Genomic DNA, 22,889 nt, shown 5'->3' on the forward strand with positions numbered 1-22,889 from the left:
ATCCTGCCCCGGCAGGATTAAGAAAGGCCTGCCTCGGTCAGTTTTTCGGTGCATTGGCATTGCGCCCCGCCAGAACGACGCTGATCGTGTAAGCGGTCTTCGGCTCCAGCCCCGCCAGCACCGCCGCCGCCGCATCGGGGCGCATCCTCGCCAGGAAGCCGGCAGCGAATTCCGGCGCCATCTCGGCGAACAGGGGCGCGGCCTCTTTCGGTTTCATGTTCTCGTAAAGCGTGATGAGCCGCGCGACATCCTCTTCGGCGGCGCCATCCGCGATCGCGACGGTGCGCGCGAGCTTTTCTTCAGCGGCGATCAGATCCGCCAGGCGCTCCTCAATCGCCTGCTGCGCAAGGTTCTGGGCCTGTTCGCGATCCGCCAAACGCCCCTCCCGTTCGATGAGCCCCTGCTCGCGCGCCCGCAGATCCGCGAGCAACGCCATGGCGCCGCCATCAGCCGGACACTCCGACGCGGCCTCGGCGGGGGCGCGGGCGAAAGCGGCACCGACACCGACCCCGAACCGGATCAACGCAGACCCAAGGAACAGGACCGCGATGAAGGCGAGCCCCCCGCGCGCCGCCTTGCCGCGCCGCCGGGCGGTCATTCCGCGCCCTCCAGATCGCCACGCGCGCGACGGCGCGCGACCCGGTGGCGGCGCCCCTCGCCCTCTGCGCCTGGCAGATCGTGCAGCGAGGCCAGCATCAGCTCCAGCCGCTCGGCGCCCTGTTCGGCGCGCAGCGTCAGGGCCGAAAGCTGCTCGGCCGAGGCTGAGGCCGTCGCCTGCGCATTTTGCAGCGCCCGCGTCATGTCATCGACCTGCGCCGAAAGCACCGCGATGGCGCCCCCCATCCCCGATTCGAGCCGGTTGAAACGCTGCAAACGCCGCGACAGGACGATGCAGTAGATCCCCGCCCCAAGCGCCGCGAGCCCCAGCAACATATCCGAGATAAACTCCATCGCGGTCTCCTCAGTTCAGCACGAATTCGATGACGAGCAGGTCGCGCACCCGGCCCTCGCCCACAACGATCTGCACCCGGCGCAGCATTTGCGCGCGCAGCCGGATCAACGCTGTCGGGTCTTCCAGTTCGGCCACGTCGACCGCGCGCAAATAGCCGTTCAGAACATCCATCACCCGCGGCTTGAGGTGCTCGACATCGGCCTGGTAGGCCAGCGGCACCTCCAGCTGCGCGTTGAACCGCAGGTGCCGCGCGGCGGTTCCACCCAGGGAAACCACCATCGGATCGAGCGGCACGAAGACCACCTCGGGCAGTGCCTCAGGGGTCTCGCCAGGCGGCTCGGCGGTGTGAGGCGCGCCGAGAATCAGGCCGGAATAGACCGCGTAGAACGCCCCGCCTCCGAGCCCGAGCATCAGCACAAGCCCGATCAGGAGCGGCAGTTTCGATCTCTTCTTCGGGGTTTCCTCCCCGGCGGTGTCGGTCTCGGCCATGGCAAACCCCGTGTCGTGTCCTCCCTGGCTATAACCCCGCAGCAACTAACCGATTATTAAGGGCAATCGCCGAAGGATGCTCCGGACGACCGGGCAGAAGCCCACGCAGCGGAGGTGCGTCTTGCAACAGCTCTTGACCGTCTGGCAGGCCCTCGACACAAGCCGTCGCATCATCGTGGGCGGCATTACGGCCCTTGTCTTCGCAGCGGTTCTGAGCCTGTCTGCCATGGCCTCGAAACCCGCGATGGCGTTGCTTTACGCGGGGCTCGAAGGCGCGCAGGCGGGCGAGATCGTCAGCGCGCTCGAGCAGCGCGGCGCGCTCTATGAGGTGCGCGGCGATTCGATCTATGTCGAGGCACCACGACGCGACGAACTGCGCATGACCCTGGCCGCCGAGGGGCTGCCCGCGACCGGCGGCGCAGGATACGAACTGCTCGATTCGCTTTCAGGGTTCGGGACCACCTCGCAGATGTTCGACGCCGCCTACTGGCGCGCAAAAGAGGGTGAACTGGCCCGTACCATCGTATCGAACCCCGCGATTCGTGTGGCGCGCGTGCATATCGCCGCGCCCCCCGCGCAATCCTTCCGCAAGGATCTGCATCCGACCGCTTCGGTGACCATCCAGACCGCCACAGGGGGTCTGTCCGCGCAGCACGCAAAGGCCTTGCGCTACCTCGTCGCCTCGGCGGTGGCCGGGATGCGCCCCGAGGATGTCTCGGTCATCGATGGCGCGGGCGGGCTGATCGCCTCGGGCGAGGAGGATAGCGGCGCGCAGGGCGGCGAGGACCGGGCGGCCGAGTTGAAGCGCAATGTCGAGCGCCTGCTTGAGGCGCTCGTGGGTTACGGCAATGCGGTTGTCGAACTGTCGGTCGAGACCGTGACCGAGCGCGAGGCGATCACTGAGCGCCGCTTTGACCCTGACGGGCGCGTCGCCATCTCGACCGATACCGAGGAGCGCGCGAATAGTGCCAATGACAGCAAGGCGGGCGCGGTGACCGTGGCCTCGAACCTGCCTGAAGGTGACGCGGCGGTGGGTGGCCGGTCGCAAAGCAACGCCTCCGAGACGCGCGAGCGCACGAATTACGAAGTGTCGGAAACAACGCGCGAGGTGCTGCGCAGCCCCGGCGCGATCCGGCGGTTGAGCGTGGCGGTGCTGGTCGATGGCGTCGAAACCCTCGACGGCAACGGCGCCCCGCAATGGCAACCCCGCCCGGACGAAGAGTTGGAAGCGCTGCGCGCGCTGGTCGCCTCGGCGGTGGGGTTCGACGAGGCGCGCGGAGACGTCATCACCCTGCGCTCGATGGCCTTCGAGCCGCTGACGGTTGCTGGCACCGAGGCCGGCGGCGGGCTTTTCGCCGGCGGGTTGGACATGATGCAGACGATCCAGCTTGCGGTTCTGGCCGTCGTTGTCCTGGGTCTTGGTATGTTCGTTCTGCGCCCGATCCTGATGCAGCCGCCGCGTGAACCGGCGCCGGGAGTGCCCGTGCTAGCACGTGGCTCGGCGCCAGCGGCGTTGACCGGAGAGATAGCCGACGAAGAGATGCAGGGGGCCGATGCGCGCCCGGTGCAGGACGTCGCGCGCCGCGATCTGGCGATCACGCGCGAGCCGCCCGACGCCGTACCCGAAGACCCGGTGACCCGCCTCAAGCGCCTGATCGAGGAGCGGCAGACCGAGACTGTCGAGATCCTGCGCAACTGGATGGATGACAAGGAGCCAACCGGATGACCTCGCGCCTCGCACTTCAGTCCTTCGAACCGGTCGGGGAAGCGCCGGAACAGTTCTCTCTGAGCCCAGTCGAGCTTGAGGAGCTGCGCCTGACGGCCTTCGAAAAAGGCTATGCCGCAGGCTGGGATGACGCCTCGGCCGCGCAGGACAAGGAGCACGCGAAGTTCCTGGGCGAGATCGCGCAGAGCCTGCAGGATATGGCCTTCGGCTTTCAGGAAGCGCGCCAGCATCTGTTGGCGGCGATGCAACCCCTGCTGACCGGCATGACCGCGAAGGTCCTGCCCGCGATCGTGCGCCAGACGCTCGCCCCGATCGTGGCCGAGCAGTTGATGCCGCTGGCAGCCGAGCAAGCAGCGGCGCCAATCACGGTCACCGCCAACCCCGACGCCCTGCCCGATGTGCGCGAAGCAATCGGCACGATCGCCGGTCTGCCTCTGACCTTCCTGCCCGACCCTCTGCTGAGCGGCGGACAGGTGCAGTTGCGAATGGGAGAGGCCGAGACACGGATCGACCTCGATGGCGTCATCGCCCTGATCGGGGAAGCCGTCGCCACCTATCTGAATACCCAGCATGAGGACACCCCGCATGGATAACGCGGCCACGCCCGACGCCCCCGGAAACCCTTTCACCCAGGTTCCGATCGAAATCACGATCTCGGTCGGCCGCGCCCGGCCACTGATCCGCGACCTGCTGCGGATGAAGCGTGAAACGGTTCTGCCGCTCGACCGCCGCGTCGAAGACCCGGTCGAGCTGTTCGTGGGTGACAAGCTGATCGCGCGGGGCGAGCTGACCGAGACCGAGGGCGGTCAGCTCGCCGTCCGCCTGACCGAGGTCATCGATCTGCAAAACGGGCTCTGAGCATGCGGTGGGTGCTGCTTTTTCTGATGCTGGCCTCTCCCGCCTCGGCGCAGGAGATCAGCCTGTCGCTTGGCGGCGAGAGCCTCGCGCAGCGCTCGATCCTGCTGATCTCGGCGATCACTCTGCTCAGCCTTGCGCCGGGGCTGGCGATCATGGTGACCTGCTTTCCCTTCATCGTGACGGTCCTTTCGATCCTGCGCCAGGCGATGGGGTTGCAGCAATCGCCGCCCAATATGCTGATCGTGAGCCTCGCACTGTTCCTGACCTGGTTCATCATGGAGCCTGTCTTCATGGAAAGCTGGCGCCAGGGGGTCGAGCCTCTGGTCGCGGGCACGCTGGAGCTTGGCCCGGCGCTCGAACGCGGGATCGCACCGTTTCGCGGCTTCATGGCGCATCGCACCGACCTTGAGACGCTCGGCTCGCTGGCGCAACTGCGCGAGGGCACGTCTTTTGAGGGCGAGGCGCAATCCGCGCCGCTGTCGATGCTGGTCCCGGCCTTCATGCTGTCCGAAATCACCCGCGCCTTCGAGATCGGCTTTCTCGTCTTCCTGCCCTTCCTGATCATCGACCTCGTGGTCTCGGCGATCCTGATGTCGATGGGCATGATGATGGTGCCGCCTGCCGTGGTGGCGCTCCCCTTCAAACTGGCCTTCTTCGTCGTCGCGAACGGCTGGGTGCTGATCTCGGACGCGCTGGTGCGCAGCTATTTTTGACGCCTTACTCTGCCACTTCAGGCAGGCGGAAGCGCGTGATCAGGGCCACCAGTTCTGGGCGGCACGATCCGCAGGAGGTGCCCGCGCCAAGCGCCTCGCCCAATGCCTGAACAGTCAGCGCGCGGCCGGTCTCGATCGCTTCGCGGATCTGGTTCAGCCCCACGTTCAGGCAGGCGCAGATTGTCGGCCCCGGATCGGGGGCATCGGCACCGGGGCGCCCGGCCAGAACGGAGGCCGCATTCTCGGCCCCGACACGCGCAACGATATGGGTGCGCGCCAGCGCGATCGGCTCACGCCCGACGAACAGCGCGGCAAGCAGGCGGCCGTCTTTATGGAAGGCGATCCGCGCCCCGCCCCGCGCGGGGTCAAGCACCGTCGCGACCTCGGCCTGCGGCAGGTTGAACAGGGTGCGCGCATAGGCCACCCAATCTTCGGGCGCCTCGGTTCCGGCAAGTTCCATCCGCCAGCCGCTCGAAGACCGCAGTCGCGTCCAATAGGGCGCGTCGGGTGCGGGTTCGTCCTTGCCGCCGACGGCAAAGCCATACCAGCTGGCGGCAAATCGCTTCAGCGCAACAACCGAGGCCTTGCTTTCGGGCTGGCCCGAGACCGGATCGGTCACCGCCTTGACCAGCGCGTCGATCCGCGCGGCCGAGGCGGTTTCGGCCGTCCAGTGCATCGGCGCGAAAACCTCGCCGGGGCGAACGGCGTCTGACAGCAGAACGCGCAGCACCGCACGGCCCTCGGGCGAGGTCACCTCGACCAGGTCCGCCGGGCCAAGCCCGAGCGAGTCGGCGTCAAGCGGATGGATCTCAAGATAAGGTTCGCCCAGGTGCTGGTTCAGCCGCGCGGATTTGGCCGTGCGCGTCATGGTGTGCCACTGATCGCGCGTGCGACCGGTATTCAAACGGTAGGGATATTCCACCGAGGGCGCGCTTTGCGGCGCACGCGGAACGATAGGCAGCATCCGCGCCTTGCCGTCGGGGGTGTGGAACTGCCCCTCTGCAAAGAACCGGCCACCCTTCTTCGCTGGCCCCTGCGGCCAGGTGAACGGTGCAAGCGCCGCGTATTCCGACGGTGTGATTCCGGCCAGATCCGAGATATCGAAATCCACGCCCTGCGCACCCGCGACACCCGAAAGCGCGGCATATTCGGCGAACACCTCGGAAGTCAGCGTCCAGCTGAATTCGGCGTCCCAGCCCATGCGGTGGGCGACATCGGCCAGGATGCGCCAGTCGTGCCGCGCCTGCCCTGGGGCGGGAAGCACACGGCGCTGGCGGCTGATCGTGCGATCCGAATTGGTGACGGTTCCTTCCTTCTCGGCCCAGGCGGTGGCGGGCAGCAGGACATGCGCCAGCTTCGCGGTATCCGTCCGGTCGGTCACATCGCTGACGACAACGAAGTCGCAGCCCTCAAGCGCGGCGCGCACCGCATCGGCATCGGGCATCGACACGACCGGGTTGGTGTGGATGATCCAGATCGCCTTGATCTTGCCCTCAGCCACGGCGCGGAACATATCCACCGCCTTGAGGCCCGGCTTGTCGGCGATGGTCGGCGCCTGCCAGAAGCCCTGCACGGCGGCACGATGGGCGGGGTTCTCGATATCCATGTGACAGGCGAGCATATTGGCCAGCCCGCCAACCTCGCGCCCGCCCATGGCGTTGGGCTGACCGGTCACGGAGAACGGCCCCATCCCCGCCTTGCCGATGCGGCCTGTCGCCAGATGGCAATTGAGGATCGCATTGACCTTATCGCTCCCCGAGGAGCTTTGGTTGATCCCCTGGCTATAGACGGTGACGACCTTTTCGGTGCCGATCCACAGATCGCAGAAGGCCGCGATTTGTTCATCGCTCAGCCCGCTCAGCGCCGGGTCTGAGGCCCGCGCGGCAGACAGCGCCTCATCGAAGCCGTTCACGTGGTCCAGATAGGCGCGGTCCACGGCACCGCGCGTTTCGATCGCGGCCAGAAGCGCGTTGAACAGCGCCGCATCTCCGCCCGAGGCGATGGGCAGGTGCAGATCGGCAATGTCGCAGGTCGCCGTGCGACGCGGGTCGATGACGACGAATTTCATCTCGGGGCGGGCGGCCTTGGCCGCAACCAGACGCTGGTAGAGCACCGGGTGGCACCAGGCGAGGTTCGAGCCCGTCAGCACCACGAGGTCGGCCTCTTCCAGATCCTCATAGAGGCCCGGCACGGTGTCCGTGCCGAAGGCGCGGCGATGCCCCGCCACCGAGGATGCCATACAAAGCCTTGAATTCGTGTCGATATTCGCAGAACCGATGAAGCCTTTCATCAGCTTGTTGGCGACGTAGTAATCCTCGGTCAGCAACTGACCCGAGACGTAGAACGCCACCGCATCCGGCCCGTGATTGGCGATGACCTCGCTGAAACGCTCGGCCACAAGGGCCAGCGCCTCGTCCCATTCTGCCTCGCGCCCGTTGATCCGGGGCGCCAGCAGGCGATCATCAAGCGAGATCGTCTCGGCCAGCGCGGTCCCTTTCGAGCACAGGCGTCCGAAATTCGCCGGATGCTCCGGGTCGCCCTTGACCACGACCGTCCCGCTTTCATCGCGCCCGATCAGCACGCCGCAGCCAACCCCGCAATAGGGGCATGTCGAGCGCGTCATCGACGCGGCATCCATTCGGGCGGGGCGAACGCGGGCGGGACGAATATTCATCTTTGGGCACTCCGAAGGAACGCTTGGGTAAAGCCGCCGGGAGCGGCTTTGGCGATCTGTGTCTGGGGAAGGCCGTCGCCGCCCACCGCGCTACGCGGCAAGGCTGCAACGGCCACCCGAGGGTCCGCTGTATCGCCTCCCTGAAAACCGGGGCCGAAGATCAGCGTGTCGCGCATGGCCGAGATATCGGCGCGCTCCTTGATCAGGCCGAAGAACCAGTTGCTGTCGGCGGTGTCGCCATACATCACCGCACCGACAAGCCGCTCTCCCTCAAGGATCAGTCGTTTGTAGATGCCACGGCCCGGATCGCGGAAGACGATGTCCTCGCGCCCCGGCCCTTCGGCGAAATCGCCCGCGGAGAAGAGATCGCAGCCGGTGACCTTGAGCTTGGTCGAAACCTCGCGCGTGACATAGGCGGCCGCCTCGCCGCGCAGGGTCGCGGCCAGCACCTTGGCCTGATCGTAAAGCGGCGAGACAAGACCGAAGATCTGGCCGTCATGCTCGATACATTCCCCAAGCGCGAAGATATCCGGGTCGCAGGTGACAAGCGCATCATCGACCTGGATACCGCGCCCGCAGGCAAGCCCCGCCTGTTGCGCCAGTGCGATATTGGGGCGAATGCCCACAGCCATCACAAGGATATCGCAGGGCAGCTCGCGCCCGGCGCGCAACTTCAGCGCGCGCACATGGCCGTCTTCACCCAGGATAGCCTCGGATTGCGCCTCGCACAGAACCTCGATACCGCGATCCTCCAGCGCGTGGCGCAGCAGCGCACCCGCGGCGGGGTCAAGCTGGCGCTCCATCAGGTGGCCCATGATATGCACCACGGTCACATCCATGCCGCGCATCTTCAGACCGGCCGCCGCCTCAAGGCCCAGAAGACCGCCGCCGATGACCACGGCCTTGCCGCCGCGCGCAGCCGCGCCGATCATCGCATTGGTGTCTTCAAGGTCGCGATAGGCGATGACGCCTTTCAGATCATGCCCCGGCATCGGGATGATGAACGGGGTCGAACCCGTGGCAATCACCAGCTTGTCGTAGGAAACCGGCCCGTTCTCGCCCATCACCACCTTGGCGGCGCGGTCGATCGCGGTGACCTTCTCGCCAAAGCGGCAGGTCACGCCCTGCGCTTCATACCAGGCGTCGTCATGAGTGACGATGTCTTCGTAGGTCTTCTCGCCCGAGAGCACGGGCGAGAGCATGATGCGGTTGTAATTGCCGCGCGGCTCGGCGTTGAACAGCGTGACCTCATAGGCGCCCGGGGCTTCGTCGAACAGATGTTCGAGCATCCGCCCCGAGGCCATCCCGGCTCCGATGACGACAAGCCTCTGCGCCATCACGCGGCATCCTTCTTATGCGCGCCGTGTTCATATTCCTCGAGGAAATCGAGCACTTCCTGGCGGTAGTGGTAGTAATCCGGGTGATCGAGCAGCGCCTTGCGGGTGCGCGGGCGCGGCAGGTTGACCTCGGTGATCTTGCCGATGGTGGCGCGGGGGCCGTTGGTCATCATCACCACGCGGTCGGCCAGCAGGATCGCCTCGTCCACGTCATGGGTCACGCAGACGGCGGTGACGTTGGTGCGCGACCACACCTCCATCAGCACTTCCTGCAGTTCCCACCGCGTCAGGCTGTCGAGCATCCCGAAGGGCTCGTCGAGCAGCAGCAGCTTGGGCGAGAGCGCAAAGGCCCGCGCAATGCCGACGCGCTGGCGCATGCCGTTCGACATATCCGAGGCGGGCTTGTCCATGCTGTCGCCCAGACCGACGCGCTCAAGGTAGTATTCAACGACTTCCTGACGCTCGGCCTGCGCGGCCTTGGGATAAACTTTGTCCACGCCGATCGCGACGTTTTCCTTGGCGGTCAGCCAAGGGAAGAGGTTGGGCGATTGGAACACCACGGCGCGCTCGGGGTCTGCGCCCTCGACGTGGATACCGTCAAGCTTGACCGCGCCTTTCGAGATCGAGTTCAGACCCGCCGTCATCGTCAGCACAGTGGATTTGCCGCAGCCCGAGTGACCGATCAGGCTGATGAACTCGCCCTTCTTCACGGTCAGGTTGAAGTCCTCGACCACCGTCAGCGGGCCTTTCGGCGTCGCGTAGATCTTGTGCAGCTGCGAATATTGCAGGTAGCGCTCTTCGGCAAAGCTTTGCGCGGCCGAGGCCTCCTCATAGGCCTTGGGCACCATCGCATGGCGCGGCGTGACGTTCGGCAGGCGGCGGGTTTCTTCGGTCTTGCCCTGGATACCCACGTCCATCAGGTAGCTGGTGACGGCGGCGCGCAGATGCATGAAGGTCGGGTCTTCGTTCATCGCCGAGCGGTCGCGCGGACGCGGCAGGTCGACCTTGAAGACCTCACCCAGGGTGCCATCGGGGTTGAGGCAGACGATGCGGTCGGCAAGCACCAGCGCCTCGTCCACGTCATTGGTGATCAGGATAGCGGTGCGGCGGTCGGCTTCCCAGATCTGCTCGATCTCGGCGGCGACATTGGCGCGGGTCAGCGCATCCAGCGCCGAGAGCGGCTCGTCCATCAGGAGAACCTCGGGTTGCATCGCCAGCGCACGGGCCACGGCGACCCGCTGGCGCATCCCGCCCGACAGCTCCGCCGGACGGCGATCGACCGCGTGGCTCAGCCCCACCATCTTGATGCAGTTCGCCACGATCGCGGCGCGCTCTTGCTTGGTCTTCTTGCCATGCACGGCCTCGACGGCCAGCGCGATGTTGCCTTCAACCGTCAGCCAGGGCATCAGCGCGTAGGACTGGAACACCAGCCCCCGCTCGGGGCCCGGGCCGGTGACCGGGGCGCCCTTGAAGATGACCTCACCGCGATTGGGCAGTTCCAGCCCGGCGATCAGATTGATCAGCGTGGTCTTCCCGGTGCCCGAGAAGCCGAGCACCACCAGGAACTCACCCTCTTCGACGCTCAGCGAGATGTTCTTGAGAACATGGGTGGCATTGTCGCCCTCGCCGTAGCTTTTCGAGACGTTCTTCAGTTCGAGGAAGGACATCGGCGCACCTCAGCGGTTGTTCGTGAAGGTGAAGAGCGACTGCAGCGCGAACATCACACGGTCGAGCAGGAAGCCGATGATGCCGATGGTGAAAACCGCAACCATGATCCGCGCCAGCGACTGCGAGGAGCCGTTCTGGAATTCGTCCCAGACGAATTTTCCAAGGCCCGGGTTCTGCGCCAGCATCTCGGCGGCGATCAGCACCATCCAACCCACGCCCAAGCTGAGGCGAAGACCGGTGAAGATCAGCGGCAGGGCCGAGGGCAGCACGAGGCGGGTGATCTTCTTCCAAGCGCTGAGCTTGAGCACCTTCGAGACGTTGACCAGATCCTTGTCGATCGAGGCCACACCCAGCGAGGTATTGATCAGCGTCGGCCAGAGCGAGCAGAGCGTCACGGTGACGGCCGAGATGATGAAGCTTTTCGAGAAGGCGCCGTCCCCGCCGACATAGACCGCCGAGACGACCATGGTCACGATCGGCAGCCAGGCGAGCGGAGAGACCGGCTTGAACACCTGCACCAGCGGGTTGATCGCGGCATTGGCGGTGGGCGAAAGACCAGCGACGATCCCGAGCGGAACGGCCACGGCGGTGCCGATCAGGAAGCCGAAGAACACCGTCTGGATCGAAGTCCAGATCTGCTGGTAATAGGTGGGCTTGCCGGTATAGACGCGCTCTTTCACCTTGTCGGCCTTGCCATCGGCCACCAGTTGGGCGTTGCGCTCGTCCTGACGGGCGTAGAAATCTGCCTCTTTCTGTTTTTCTGAGATAGCATCCTGATGCAGGACGCCGACCTGCTCCCAGACCTGCGCGGGGCCGGGAATGGCGCCGAGCGAGGTCTGCACCATCGGCGCGAGCGCCGACCAGGCCGAAATGAAGGCCACGATGGCCACGAGCGGCACACCCAGAAGCCGCCAGACATCCTTAATCTGGTTGCGCGGATTGTCGCCCGCAATCAGGCGCAGGATCGGCGTCAGCCAGGGCAGGCCCAGAACCTTGAACCAGCCGTCAAGCTTGGTGATCCGGGCAAACCGTTTGGCCCGGCGGTCTTCGCGCGCGTTCGCTCCGGCGGCGTTGGTGGCAATGGGGTCAATGGCGGTCATTTTCATGTCCTGACTGAGAGAGATTCTGGAGAGGGGCGCCCCAAAGAAGGCGCCCGCCGGAGTTAGTTGGAGACGATCTCGCCGCCCTCGACGAGCTCGGCGCCTTTCAGGCCGATGGTGAGGCTGTCGAGATAGGCGTTGGGCGCTTTTCCGTCATAGGCGACGCCGTCGATGATGTCGGCGGCCGGGGTCGGCTCGCGATAGCCGTCATCGTCAAAGTCGAACTGGTCGGCGGCGATAATGCCGTCGTCGATCAGCGACTGCGCGGCTGCCTGGTAGATATCCGGGCGATAGACCTTCTTGGCGGTCTCGTCATACCAGGCGTCGGGCTTGGCCTCGGCGATCTGGCCCCAGCGGCGCATTTGCGTCAGATACCAGACCGCGTCCGAGTAATAGGGGAAGGTCGCGTTGTAGCGGAAGAACACGTTGAAATCCGGAACGTCGCGCTTGTCGCCCTTTTCATACTCGAAGGTGCCGGTCATCGAGTTCGCGATCACCTCGGCGTCGGCGCCCACGTATTCGGGACGCGAAAGGATCTCGACCGCCTCGGCGCGGTTGGCGTTGCCTCCCGCATCGAGCCACTCGGCGGCGCGGATCAGCGCACGGGTCAGCGCCTTGACGGTCTCGGGGTTCTCCTCGTTGAACTTCGCGGTGATGCCGAAGACCTTCTCGGGGTTGTTCTTCCAGATCTCGTAGTCGGTCACGACCGGCACGCCGATGCCCTTGAACACGGCAGCCTGGTTCCACGGCTCGCCCACGCTATAGCCATAGATCGTGCCGGCCTCGAGGGTCGCGGGCATCTGCGGCGGGGGCGTGACGGACAGCAGAGCCTCGGCGCCGATCTGGCCCGAGACATCCTCGGGACTGTAAAGGCCGGGGTTGATGCCGCCAGCCGCCAGCCAGTAGCGCAGCTCGTAGTTATGGGTCGAGACCGGGAACACCATGCCCATGTTGAAGGGCTTGCCCTCGGCGCGGAACTTCTCGATCACCGGCTTGAGCGCGGCGGCCGAGATCGGGTGTACGGGTTTGCCCTCGGCGTCCATCTCGACATAGGGCTTCATCATCTCCCAGATCTCGTTCGAGACGGTGATGCCGTTGCCATTGAGGTCCATCGAGAAGGGGGTGATCACGTCGCCCTGGGTGCCGTAGCCGATGGTCGCGGCAATCGGCTGGCCTGCCAGCATATGCGCGCCATCAAGCTCGCCCGAGATCACGCGGTCCAGCAGAACCTTCCAGTTCGACTGGGCCTCGAGGGTGACATAGAGCCCCTCATCCTCGAAGAAGTGCTTTTCCTTGGCGATGGCCAGCGGGGCCATATCGGTCAGCTTGATGAAGCCAAGCGTCAGTTCGTCCTTCTCGACATCGAAGGCCCAGGCGGGCGCGGCCAGAAGGGTGGTGGTCAGCAAGAGCGAAGCAAAACGTTTCATGTCATCCCTGTCGTGTTGTTTGCCCGTCGTGGGAGGAAAAAGAAAAAACCGCTCAACCGGTCTTCTCGGGGGGAGAGGGGAAGACCTGATCGAACGGCTTTGTTCGGTATCCCCGGCGTCGGGGATCTGTGGGCTTCGGGACATCGTTGCCCCGCTGCTTTGATCCAATCATTTGCGTGCTGCAGCGCAGCGTCAACGCCGGATCAGAGCGATGCTGCCATGCAGCAAAAGTTTTTCGACCGACTCCGAAAAGCTGCTGAATTTTTCATCGCGCCGGCTCCGATGGGTCAAAAACGCGGCGATTGAAGAAGCGATCGGCGGGCAGAATCATGCTGCCGCGCTCCGAGGCAACGGGGGTCGGCATAGCCAATGCACCTTCCAGCTTCTCCGAGGCGCCGGGCAGATCGGCGCCCGCGTCGCGCAGGTGCTGGCGGTAAAGATCGGCACGGAACACCTCGCCCGCGACCCGCGCGGCCCAGACTTGGTTCAGCCCGTGGCGCGCCGCCAGACGCATGCCGATCCAGGCGGCCTGACTGCGCCAGGGGAAGTTCGCGGCGCCCTCGAAGAATTCGATGAGGTTGGGCACCTCGCGCTCTTCGCCGCTGCGCGAGATGATCAGGCGCCCCGAGACCGCGCGGTCGATGACTTCGGCCGAGATTGGCAAGCGCCCCGGTGCCGAGAGGATGTCGGAGACCAGAAAGCGGTTCTCGGGCGCGCCGATCCAGCGGCAGGCGCGCCAGACCGCGCGCATCATGCGCCCGGCAAGGTCGGGGTTCGCGTCGGCCCAGCCACGCCGGACCGCCAGAACCTTCTCGGGGGCAAAGGACCAGATCGCCGAGCCTGGCAGCAGCAGCGTGCCCACACCAAGCTCGACCGCGTGCGAGCCCCAGGGCTCGCCTACGGCGAAAGCGTCGATCTCGCCCGCCTCAAGCGCCTGCGGCATCAGCGCGGGCGGCACGGTGCGGATCTCAAGCAGTTCGGGAAGCGGCTGGCCGAGGTTCTCAAGCCAGTAATGCACAAGCTCGGTATGCATCGAGAAGGGGAAAGGCACGCCGATGCGCAGCCGCCCCCCCGCAGCTTGCAGCAGCGCGCGGCCCGCCGAATGGGCATCGGTGAAGTCGAAGGCGAACCCCTCGGCGCGCATCCGCTCGGCCAGCGGCTCGGATACGCCGATCACGTCGCCATTGGCATTGAGCAATTGCAACGCGTCAAACCGGGTCCGCGCGGCCCCCAACCCAAGCGCCATCGCGACCGGAACCGGCGCCAGCATCTGCGCCCCGTCCACGATCCCCATGGCCAGCATGTCGCGCAGCGCCGACCAGGACGGTGCGCTGTGCAGGCTCAGGTCAAGGCCCTCCTGCTCGGCAAAGCCGAGGGCCTGCGCGATGAACAGCGGCGCAGCATCGACAAGCGGCAGATAGCCAAGGCGAAGCGGAATGACATTCATTTGAGCAACTCCGCCGCGGTCACCAAGGCCTGGGCCACATCGGCGATCTTCTTGCCCTGCGCCATGGCCGTCTTGCGCATCAGCGCATAGGCCTCATCCTCGCCCACGTTGCGGGCGCGCATCAAAAGCCCCTTGGCGCGGTCGATGATCTTACGCTCCTCCAGCGCGCGGCGGGTGGCGGCCAACTCGGCGCGCATCTTCTGCACCATCTGGAAGCGCGCGATGGCCGCATCGAGAATGGGCTTGATCCGCTCGGGGCGCAGCCCGTCCACCACATAGGCCGACACCCCCGCGTCGATCGCGGCCTGTGTCATGCCGCCATCGGTGCGATCGACGAACATCGCGACGGGGCGATCCATCGGCGAGGTTGCCAGCGCCAACTCCTCAAGCATATCGCGCGAGGGCGAGGCGAGGTCGATCAGCACAAGGTCGGGGTTTCGCGCGGCGATGCGGCGCGCAAGGCTGCTTTCGTCGCCGATCACGACGACATCGTGCTCGCCCGCCTCGCGCAACCCATCAACGATCATCAGGGCGCGTTCACGGTCTTTCTCGACGACGACAATGGAAAGCGGTCGGGGCATGGGGCACCTCTGTTTGCTAGTTGGGTCGTGCACCGGCCGAGGTTTGACAAGCTGCGCCCCGCCGCACGCGCTGCCCGCCATCTGCCAAATCGGCAATCTGCCCCCCTTTTCATCGATACGCGCAAAACATGGGCTGCGGAGGAATCGCCCTCCCCCTTCCCCATCCGGGGTTTCACTGCCAATCATGCGCATACAACTTGCCGACCCGGAGAGACCGATGACCGAGCTACTGTTCCCCGCCCCCGCGCCGCGCACCGTGCCGGTCAACGGCGAGTCTGCGCTTTACCCGGTGCGGCGCATCTTCTGCGTCGGCCGCAATTACGCCGAGCACGCCAAGGAAATGGGCGCCGAGGTGGATCGCGAGGCACCGTTCTACTTCACCAAATCGCTCGACGCGCTGGAGCCTTCGGGCGCAACGCAACCCTATCCGCCGGGGACCGCAAACTACCACTACGAGATGGAACTGGTGATCGCGCTTGGCGCTCCGGTCTTTCGCGCCTCGCTCGAGGCGGCGCAGGCGGCGATTTTCGGCTATGCCTGCGGGCTCGACATGACCCGGCGCGATCTGCAGGACGCGGCCAAGGCCAAGCGCCGCCCCTGGGATACCGGCAAGGATATCGAACGCTCGGCGGTGATCGGGCCGATCACACGTGCCGAGGACTTTGGCCCCGTCGGAGCGCAGCGCATCAGCCTGACCCTGAACGGGGCGCTGCGCCAGGGTGCGCGCCTGTCGGCTATGGTCTGGTCTGTGACCGATCTGGTCAGCCATCTGTCCGGGCTTTATCATCTTGGGCCGGGCGATCTGATCTATACCGGAACGCCCGCAGGTGTGGGCGCCGTGGCGCCGGGCGACCGGCTGGAAGGCCGGATTGACGGGCTGAGCCCGGTCTTGCTGAACATTGCGGTGGGGTAACCGCCGCGAGCGCCCTGACGGGCCCGCCCGCGCGGCGCCCCTGCGCGACTTGCCCGAGGGCTTCGTCCTCAGTGTCGACGCGCATCCGCGATATCGCGTCGCGCATCGCGGATGATCACCCAGGCGGAATGCAGAAACAGGCCCGCGATGGCGAAGGCCACGATCAGATCGGGCCAGCCCGAACCCGTCACCGCCACCATCCCGGCGGCCACAACCACGGCCGCATTCCCGATCGCGTCATTGCGCGAGAACAGCCAGACGGCGCGCACGTTCGAATCCCCCGCCCGATGCGGGATCAGCACAAGCGCCGCCGAGATGTTCACGGCCAGTGCGATGAAGGCCAGGACCCCCATCAGACCCGCCTCGATGGGTTGCTGCGAGAACACCCGCCAGAGCGTGTTGCCCGTCACCCCCAAGCCAAGCACCGCCAGAAACACGCCCTGCACCAGCGCCGAGCGCGCGCGCCAAAGCAGGCTCCAACCGATGGCGAGCACGCCAAGGAAGGTGATCAGCCCATCCCCGAGAAAGTCGAGCGCATCGGCCTTGAGCGCCTGCGAGCCGGTCAGAAACCCGCCCACCATCTCGATCACGCCGTAACCGACGTTCAGCACGATCACGATCCAAAGCGCTCGACGATAGGCAGCCGTGGTATGCGGCGCGACGTCGCCGATCCGGTCGCCTGTCGCGGCGGCAATCCGGTCCAGGTGATATCCGGCCTCGCCGATCGCGCGCTCGACCGCTGGCAGCCGCGCGTCATCTAGCCCAAGGTCCAGCGCGAGGATCTGCGTCGCGGTCGAGATTGTAACCTCATCGACACCGGCCGACCGCACCGCCTTTTCGATCTTGGCCGCGCAGGAGGGGCAATCCATCCCGGTCACCCGGTAGCGTATCACGTGACTCATTCGACCTCCGCCGATGCAGACAATAGCTTGCTCACCAAAGCTCGGGCCGGCTCAGGGCCGAAACGCAGCGCGACGGCCCGGCAAGCGCGGGCATCGCCTCCTCCGTCAGGGATCGCCCGAGCCAGCCATGCGGGAAGCTCAGCGGAAGGGGGGCGCGGGCCTGCGCCTCGGTGATCGGCGCAAACCCGACCCGACCATAATAGGCCGGATCGCCATATGTCACCGCGACATCGACGCCCTCGGATTTCAGCGCCGCAAGTGCCGCGCGCAGCAGGGCCTGGCCTACACCCTGCCCTTGGCGCTCCGTGGCCACCGCCATGGGCGACAGGATGAACACGCCGCGCGGATCCTCGGGGTAGTGCAGGCGTGAGAAGCTCCCCACGCCGATCAGCGCGCCGCCATCCTGCGCGCAGAAGACGCGCAGATCCGCCTTGGGTGTGCTGGCCAACAGGTCGCGGACGAAATCGCCGATCTGCGCGCCCTCATCCGCCCCTTCCGAGGCCGCGAAGGTTGCTTCGAAAAGCGCGAAGATCTCGCCCTCGCGCCCGGCGCTGGTCGTGGTGATGTCCATGGTCGGCCTCCTTTGGGTCCGTCGATACATCCGCAGAACCGGTGCATCGACAGTCCCTGTCTAGGCGCAAACCGCGAAAAACGGAACGCACCCAAACACCGCTCAACGCTCGCGGAAGCTTGCCCGGATACTGTCCGAGAAGGGTTTGAGCAGGAAGTCGAACAGCGTCCGCTCGCCGGTCAGGATCATAACATCCGCCGGCATCCCCGCGCTCATCTGGACATCGCCGGACAAGACCTCCAGTTCCTCGGCGGGCACGACGACCTGCGCAAGGAAATAGGGCTCGCCGGTGCGCTCATCCGTCAGCCGGTCGGCCGAGACATTGCGCAGCGTCCCGAAGATGCGCGGCAGATTGCGCTGCGTATAGGCCGTCAGGATCACCTGGGCAGGCATCCCCGGCCGCACGGCGTCAATATCCTGCGGACGCAGACGCGCGTCGATGATCAGGTTCGTCTCGTCCGGCACGATATCAAGGATATCTCCGCCGGGTTTCAGGATGCCGCCGGATTCGGTGGTAACCTGAAGGTTCAGAACCTGCCCCCCGATCGGCGCCGTGATCGTGGAACGGGCCAGCGCATCCAGACGTTCGGGCAACTGGCTGCGCAGCCCGGCCAGTTCGGCGCGCACGTCGGCAAGCTGGGTGCTGACCTCTTCGAGCGCCTGCTGATCGGTTGCCTGCAATTGCAGCTCGGTCTCGCCGATCTGTTGCTTGAGCCGGGCGATGTTGGCGCGATGCGAGGCTTGCTCGGCCATGAGATCGGCCTCTTGCCGCTGCAACACCAAGAGCGGCGACAGACGTTGCAGCCCCTGTTTGTAGAGGTCTTCGGTCACGCCGATCTCTTGGCGCAGAAGCTCCAGCTGGACATTTTGCGAGGCGATGACGCCGTCGAGGCCGATGATCTCTTCGCGTAGCTGCTCGATGCGGCTCGACAGAATCTGGCGCCGGGCAAGCTGCGTCTCGCGGCGGTTCTCGAACAGACGGGTCTGGCCTTGCATAACCGACTCGATCTGGCGGCCGTGATCCACCTGCAATTCGGCGGGGAAATCGAACGCGATCTCATCTTGTCCGATTTCCTCGGTCGCCAGTCGCGCCTCGGTGGCCAGCAAGACCACCTGACGTTCGCGCAACTCGTTCAGCCGGGTCAGCACCCGCACATTGTCGAGCGTGACCAGTGTCGCGCCAGCCGCGACCCGATCGCCCTCGCGCACATGGATGGTGCGGATGATGCCGCCTTCAAGATGCTGCACCGTCTTGCGCGCGCCATCTGGGTTGACCACGCCGGGCGCAAGCGCAGCGCTGGCCAGCGGCGCATACCAAGACCACAGACCGAAGAGGCCAAAGAAGACCGTAATCGTCGCGAAGCCGATCACGCGGGCGCGCAGCGTGGCCGCTTCCAGCGGCTTCCCACCCACCGGCACATAAGACCGCACACGGCGCGAACGAACGCTCAGCGCCACGAGCAGAAGCGCCATGGCCGCGCCAATGAACGCGAGGGTTCCAACCGGGGAGGGCTGCGTAAAGGCTCGGACAAGCATCACTGTCATCGTCTCCCCCTCACTCGGCCACTTTGGCGGGATCGGCGGGGCGCGCCTTGCCCGGCGCCTTGCGCCCGCCCTGCATCATCTCGCGCAGCACCTCGTCGCGCGCACCGAATCGGGCCACCTTGCCGTCCTGCATCACCAGAACCTTGTCGGCGAGATGCAGAAGGTGCGGAAGATGCGAGACGATAACCACGGTCGTGCCGCGCGCCTTGAGCGCCCGAAGAGCCTGCAACAGCGCCATCTCGCCGGTGCCATCGAGGTTCGAGTTCGGCTCGTCCAGCACCACCAGCGCCGGGTCGCCGTAAAGCGCGCGTGCCAGCCCGATGCGCTGGCGCTGCCCACCCGAGATACGATCAGCAAAGTCGCCCACATCGGTCTCATAGCCATTGGGCAGCGCGAGGATCATCTCATGCGCGCCCGCGGCCTGCGCGGCGGTCAGAACGGCATCCTGGTCGATCTCGCCAAGGCGGGCGATGTTTTCGGCGACGGTCCCGGCGAACAGCTCGACCGTCTGCGGCAGATAGCCCAGATACCGGCCCAGTTCCTCGCTGTCCCACTCGGCCACATCGGCGCCGTCCAGCCGGATCTCGCCGAAGGTGGGGCGCCAGGCCCCAACAAGCAGCTTGCACAACGTGGTCTTGCCGCAACCCGAGGGGCCAAGCAGACCACAGGCCTCACCGGGCATGAGCGCGAAGCTGACATCCTTGACGATCGCCTCACCCGATTGCGGCGACATGTAGCGCAGGTTAGACGCCACCAGCTGCCCCTTGGGACGCGGAAGCGAGATGCGCTCCTGCGGTTCGGGGACGGCGCTGAACAGCTTGATCAGCCGGATACGCGCCGTGCGGTACAGACCGTAGCTTTTCCACGCCGAGATCGCGCGTTCCACCGGCGAAAGCGCGCGCGACAGGATGATCGACGCCGCGATCATCCCACCCGAGGTCAATTCGGCCTGCAGCACCAGCCAGGCACCCGCCCCAAGGATCGCGATCTGCAAGGCAAGCCGCAGCACCCGCGAAATATTGTAGAGCAGCGACGTCATGTCCGCGGCCCACCGCCCGCGGCCACTGGCCAGCGCATGCCGCTCTTGCCAGCGCCGGATCACCGCATCCACCATCCCAAGCCCGGTCAGGGTCTCGGCATTGGCCAAGAGCCGCCCGCTGTCGGAGCGTGCATCGCGCAGCGCCCGCGCCTGTTCGGCGGAGCTGTTGCGCGTCAGCACATCGTTCAGCACACCGATGGCGAAGAGCACGATTGCCCCGCCCAATGCAATCATCCCCAGCAGAGGATTCATCAGCCAGATGATCGCAATAAAGATCGGCGACCATGGCGCATCGAGAAAGGCCAGAATGGCATCGCCCGCCGCGAATTTCTTGAGGTCGGAGACATCGTTGAGCCCGGCGAAGCTGTTGCCACGTGCCAGTTGCAGCCGAATCGTGCGGCGCATGACATGCGGCGACAGCTCGGCCTCAATCCATTCGCCCGTGCGGGCCAGAACGCTGCGGCGCGCCATCTCAAGCACGCCGTAAACCACCAGCGCCACCAGCGCGATGACGGTCAGCCAGATCAGCGTATCGACCGAGCCGCTCGAAAGCACTCGGTCGAAGACCTGCATCATGTAGATCGAACTGGCCAGCAGCAGCAGATTGCTGAAGAAGCTGAGCAGCACGAGCGCCGGAAGCTGCCGGCGACCCGCGCCCAGAACTGCCTCGAGGGCCGATTGTCGTGTCATGTGCGCATCCTCCCGTGAACGCTTAGTTCAGCGGTCCGGTGCCACTCGTCTGAATCCGGTTCGCCAGACTGTTGAGGTTGCGCAGCGTGTAAAGGTGCAGGTGGATCGCCTCGAGCGAGCCGTCCTTCTGCATCGCGCCCAGAACCTTGGCGGGCAGCTTGTCCAGCGCCTCGCGGTTGATCGCGAAGACGCCGCGCATGGCGCGCACGGTGCCGTCAGCGCGCTTCATCTCGGTGCGGATCGGGCTGAGCAGGTTCAGGTCGGCCAGCCGGGCACAGAAGCTCTCGGTGCGCAATGCCCCTTGCGCAACCCGCGATACGAATTGCTGGGCCCGGCTGACCAGGTCGCCCGGGCGACCATCCTCATCGAAAAGCGGGGCGCCCTCGCCTTCCGTGTTCAGGCCCGGATGGCTTTCCGAGATGCACAGCACCCCCTTCTTGCCATCCTTGCTGCGCCGCGCGACGAAAGGCTGCTGACGCAGGATCGCGGGCACATACTCGGCCTTCCAGCGCCCATCGGCGCCGACATAGAGATTTTCGTTCTCGGCCAGCCCAAGCAGCGCGGCGGGGGCAAAACCATCGCCCTGCTTGAGGAAGCCAATCACATAGTCATGCGCGAGCGCCGCGAACTCGTCGACCAGCACCGGCACCACATTCATGGTTCGGAACGCGGCATAGCCTTCGCCGGTTGCAAGGGAATAGCTGCCATGGCGCTCGGGGGTTAGCGGCACGGCGTCGGCAAGCAAGGAATGCGTGCTCATAGAAATCACTCCGGAAATTGGGGCATTGGGGCATGAAGGCCGGACCCGGGGCGGGCAACCCCGGATCCGGCAATGATATGTCAGGCGACCGCGTCGTAATAGGCTTGCGCCGTGATGTCCGAGCCGTTGTCGCCATCGAAGGCCACGGAGTAGCCGTCGAGTTCGCCGGAATTGTTCCAGCCATCAAGCGCGGCCTGGATCGCGGCACCGGATTCGTCGATGTCACCATCGCCATCATAATCCAGACCGACGTTCCAGCCGGCGTTACCCTCCTTGCGGTTCGTCGCCGGATTTTGCTCGAAGTAGTTGAGATAGAGGATCGCCTGGTCGATCCAGTAGGCCACGTCATGACCGTCCTCGGTCGGCGTATCCACCGGATTGCCCGCGAGGTAGTTCAACCAAGAGGCCACGAGGCTGCGCTCGACAGTCGATGTCTTGGCATAATCCTGGTTCTTGCCTTTCGATCCGCTCGTTCCGCCCTGCAAGGCGGTGAGCGCATCATCCAGAGAGTAATCTATGATATCGACAACGCCGCCATTGGCCGTCGAATCAAAGTGCCATTCGTCATTTTCGTCCATGTCGGTATTCCAGTCACCGACCAACAGCGCGGGCTCCCCATTCTTGGTCGGGTAACCGGCCGGATAGCCATTGTCCGCGTAGTTCAGCCAGAACAGGTCGTTCTCGGCGAAGTTCTCGCCCTGTTTCTCCTCAGTGTTGCCGGTTCCCGGAATGATGCCGTCGTTGTTTTCGATGCCATCCCAGTAGGTCTGACCGAGGTTCGACTGCCAGAAGCCCGGCGTGCGCACACCCGGTCCGTCGATCATGTCATTGCCGAACCACAGCATCCCGCCGTTGGGCAACTCGTCATAGCTGCTCGGGTCGGCGCTGACCGCTTCGATCACGACTTCGCCCGACTCGTCCACGACCACCTTGAAGACACCGTCACCGTTGAGCATGGGCGTCGTCTGCAGCCAGCCGGGTTTCATCACCTCCTTGACGAAGTAGGTGCCCAGGTAGAGCCCGTCAAACGACCACGAACCATCCTCACCCGAAACGTCGATCGCCATGACGGCCTCGCCGTTCAGGATGCCGTCGGCCACCTCGCCATCGTCGAGGATCCCGTTGCCGTTCATGTCTCCGTCGAGATAGAGCTCAATGGTCCAGCCAAGCGCACCCTGTTCGTCTTCATCCCAGGTCCCGTCACGGTCCTCGTCGAAGAACTTGTAGCCTTCGATGGAGCCGAATTTCGTATTGGCAAAGTCCAGATTGGTCTGGTCGTTACCTGAAGTGCCGACGATGTCGTAGCCTGCCATCCCGAGCGTTTGATAATAGCCCGAAGGCAGAACCTCCAGAACCGTCATCCCGTCGTAGCTGTAGTCCAGATCTGTCATCGACCAAGTGCCATCCGATGCAGTCACCGCGGAATTCTCACCATCGTCAAGTTGGCCGTTGCCGTTGACGTCGATGAAGATCGTCACGCCGCCAAGACCCGTGTCG

The 22,889-nt window shown here is 65.3% G+C and carries 20 protein-coding genes and 1 pseudogene; 5 read left to right on the plus strand and 16 right to left on the minus strand.

Annotated features, from left to right (window positions below; genetic code table 11):
* Positions 1-37 precede the first annotated feature (37 nt).
* The 3 genes from KTQ37_RS07905 to KTQ37_RS07915 are packed head-to-tail and all read right to left on the minus strand — an operon-like array spanning position 38 to position 1,441.
* The gene (locus KTQ37_RS07905) at positions 38-598 is read right to left on the minus strand and encodes a MotE family protein (RefSeq protein ID WP_218629961.1); all 561 of its coding nucleotides are present in this window, start codon (positions 596-598) and stop codon (positions 38-40) included.
* A complete protein-coding gene (locus tag KTQ37_RS07910; protein ID WP_218629962.1) occupies positions 595-951 on the minus strand; it encodes a hypothetical protein in 357 nt (118 codons plus the stop codon). Before KTQ37_RS07910 ends, KTQ37_RS07905 begins: the two co-directional genes overlap by 4 nt.
* A 10-nt stretch (positions 952-961) precedes the next feature.
* A complete protein-coding gene (locus tag KTQ37_RS07915; RefSeq protein ID WP_218629963.1) occupies positions 962-1,441 on the minus strand; it encodes a flagellar basal body-associated FliL family protein in 480 nt (159 codons plus the stop codon).
* A gap of 76 nt (positions 1,442-1,517) precedes the next feature.
* Between KTQ37_RS07915 and fliF the strand changes: the two genes are divergently transcribed.
* Genes fliF through fliP form a run of 4 tightly spaced genes read left to right on the plus strand, consistent with a single transcriptional unit; the run spans position 1,518 to position 4,738 of the window.
* Positions 1,518-3,167 carry a flagellar basal-body MS-ring/collar protein FliF gene (fliF, locus tag KTQ37_RS07920; protein ID WP_218629964.1) on the plus strand — a complete coding sequence of 550 codons (1,650 nt, stop codon included), beginning with the start codon at positions 1,518-1,520 and terminating at the stop codon, positions 3,165-3,167.
* The gene (locus KTQ37_RS07925; protein ID WP_218629965.1) at positions 3,164-3,760 is read left to right on the plus strand and encodes a FliH/SctL family protein; all 597 of its coding nucleotides are present in this window, start codon (positions 3,164-3,166) and stop codon (positions 3,758-3,760) included. The genes fliF and KTQ37_RS07925 overlap by 4 nt, the downstream gene beginning before the upstream one ends.
* Positions 3,753-4,025 carry a FliM/FliN family flagellar motor switch protein gene (locus tag KTQ37_RS07930; protein ID WP_218629966.1) on the plus strand — a complete coding sequence of 91 codons (273 nt, stop codon included), beginning with the start codon at positions 3,753-3,755 and terminating at the stop codon, positions 4,023-4,025. The genes KTQ37_RS07925 and KTQ37_RS07930 overlap by 8 nt, the downstream gene beginning before the upstream one ends.
* Before the next feature lie 2 nt (positions 4,026-4,027).
* Positions 4,028-4,738 carry a flagellar type III secretion system pore protein FliP gene (fliP, locus tag KTQ37_RS07935; RefSeq protein WP_218629967.1) on the plus strand — a complete coding sequence of 237 codons (711 nt, stop codon included), beginning with the start codon at positions 4,028-4,030 and terminating at the stop codon, positions 4,736-4,738.
* Between the two features lie 4 nt (positions 4,739-4,742).
* Here the strand turns inward: fliP and KTQ37_RS07940 are convergent, their stop codons facing one another.
* The 7 genes and pseudogenes from KTQ37_RS07940 to KTQ37_RS07970 form a co-directional block, all read right to left on the minus strand.
* The gene (locus KTQ37_RS07940; protein WP_218629968.1) at positions 4,743-7,412 is read right to left on the minus strand and encodes a nitrate reductase; all 2,670 of its coding nucleotides are present in this window, start codon (positions 7,410-7,412) and stop codon (positions 4,743-4,745) included.
* A 32-nt stretch (positions 7,413-7,444) separates the two neighbouring features.
* Positions 7,445-8,749, minus strand: a pseudogene (locus KTQ37_RS07945) (NAD(P)/FAD-dependent oxidoreductase); the annotation flags it as partial.
* Entirely contained in the window at positions 8,749-10,416 is a 1,668-nt protein-coding gene (locus tag KTQ37_RS07950; protein WP_218629970.1) for an ABC transporter ATP-binding protein, read from the minus strand. The pseudogene KTQ37_RS07945 and the gene KTQ37_RS07950, both read right to left, overlap by 1 nt.
* Before the next feature lie 9 nt (positions 10,417-10,425).
* Positions 10,426-11,517 carry an ABC transporter permease gene (locus KTQ37_RS07955; RefSeq protein ID WP_218629971.1) on the minus strand — a complete coding sequence of 364 codons (1,092 nt, stop codon included), beginning with the start codon at positions 11,515-11,517 and terminating at the stop codon, positions 10,426-10,428.
* Positions 11,518-11,579: 62 nt separating this feature from the next.
* Positions 11,580-12,944, minus strand: coding sequence for a CmpA/NrtA family ABC transporter substrate-binding protein (locus KTQ37_RS07960; RefSeq protein ID WP_218629972.1), 1,365 nt, complete (start codon positions 12,942-12,944; stop codon positions 11,580-11,582).
* Between the two features lie 265 nt (positions 12,945-13,209).
* Complete coding sequence (locus KTQ37_RS07965; protein WP_218629973.1) at positions 13,210-14,391, minus strand: ABC transporter substrate-binding protein; 1,182 nt, start codon at positions 14,389-14,391, stop codon at positions 13,210-13,212.
* On the minus strand, positions 14,388-14,972 hold the full coding sequence (locus tag KTQ37_RS07970) for an ANTAR domain-containing response regulator (RefSeq protein WP_218629974.1): 585 nt from the start codon (positions 14,970-14,972) through the stop codon (positions 14,388-14,390). Before KTQ37_RS07970 ends, KTQ37_RS07965 begins: the two co-directional genes overlap by 4 nt.
* A 217-nt stretch (positions 14,973-15,189) precedes the next feature.
* Between KTQ37_RS07970 and KTQ37_RS07975 the strand changes: the two genes are divergently transcribed.
* Entirely contained in the window at positions 15,190-15,885 is a 696-nt protein-coding gene (locus tag KTQ37_RS07975) for a fumarylacetoacetate hydrolase family protein (protein WP_218629975.1), read from the plus strand.
* Between the two features lie 68 nt (positions 15,886-15,953).
* Here the strand turns inward: KTQ37_RS07975 and KTQ37_RS07980 are convergent, their stop codons facing one another.
* From KTQ37_RS07980 to KTQ37_RS08005, 6 genes are all read right to left on the minus strand, one after another.
* Positions 15,954-16,787, minus strand: coding sequence for a cation transporter (locus KTQ37_RS07980; RefSeq protein ID WP_236021127.1), 834 nt, complete (start codon positions 16,785-16,787; stop codon positions 15,954-15,956).
* A gap of 31 nt (positions 16,788-16,818) precedes the next feature.
* On the minus strand, positions 16,819-17,358 hold the full coding sequence (locus KTQ37_RS07985) for a GNAT family N-acetyltransferase (RefSeq protein WP_218629976.1): 540 nt from the start codon (positions 17,356-17,358) through the stop codon (positions 16,819-16,821).
* A 102-nt stretch (positions 17,359-17,460) separates the two neighbouring features.
* The gene (locus tag KTQ37_RS07990; RefSeq protein WP_218629977.1) at positions 17,461-18,903 is read right to left on the minus strand and encodes an HlyD family type I secretion periplasmic adaptor subunit; all 1,443 of its coding nucleotides are present in this window, start codon (positions 18,901-18,903) and stop codon (positions 17,461-17,463) included.
* Between the two features lie 10 nt (positions 18,904-18,913).
* Positions 18,914-20,632: a type I secretion system permease/ATPase gene (locus tag KTQ37_RS07995; protein ID WP_218629978.1), complete on the minus strand. Its 1,719-nt coding sequence runs from the start codon at positions 20,630-20,632 to the stop codon at positions 18,914-18,916.
* A gap of 22 nt (positions 20,633-20,654) precedes the next feature.
* Positions 20,655-21,392 (minus strand): SapC family protein, encoded by a 738-nt coding sequence (locus tag KTQ37_RS08000; RefSeq protein WP_218629979.1) that lies wholly within the window; start codon positions 21,390-21,392, stop codon positions 20,655-20,657.
* A gap of 80 nt (positions 21,393-21,472) precedes the next feature.
* A partial coding sequence (locus KTQ37_RS08005; protein WP_218629980.1) for a hypothetical protein occupies positions 21,473-22,889 on the minus strand: 1,417 nt, incomplete at its 5' end.

Origin of the sequence: Sedimentimonas flavescens (assembly GCF_019264375.1) — a bacterium.
Lineage (GTDB): Bacteria > Pseudomonadota > Alphaproteobacteria > Rhodobacterales > Rhodobacteraceae > Rhodobacter > Rhodobacter flavescens.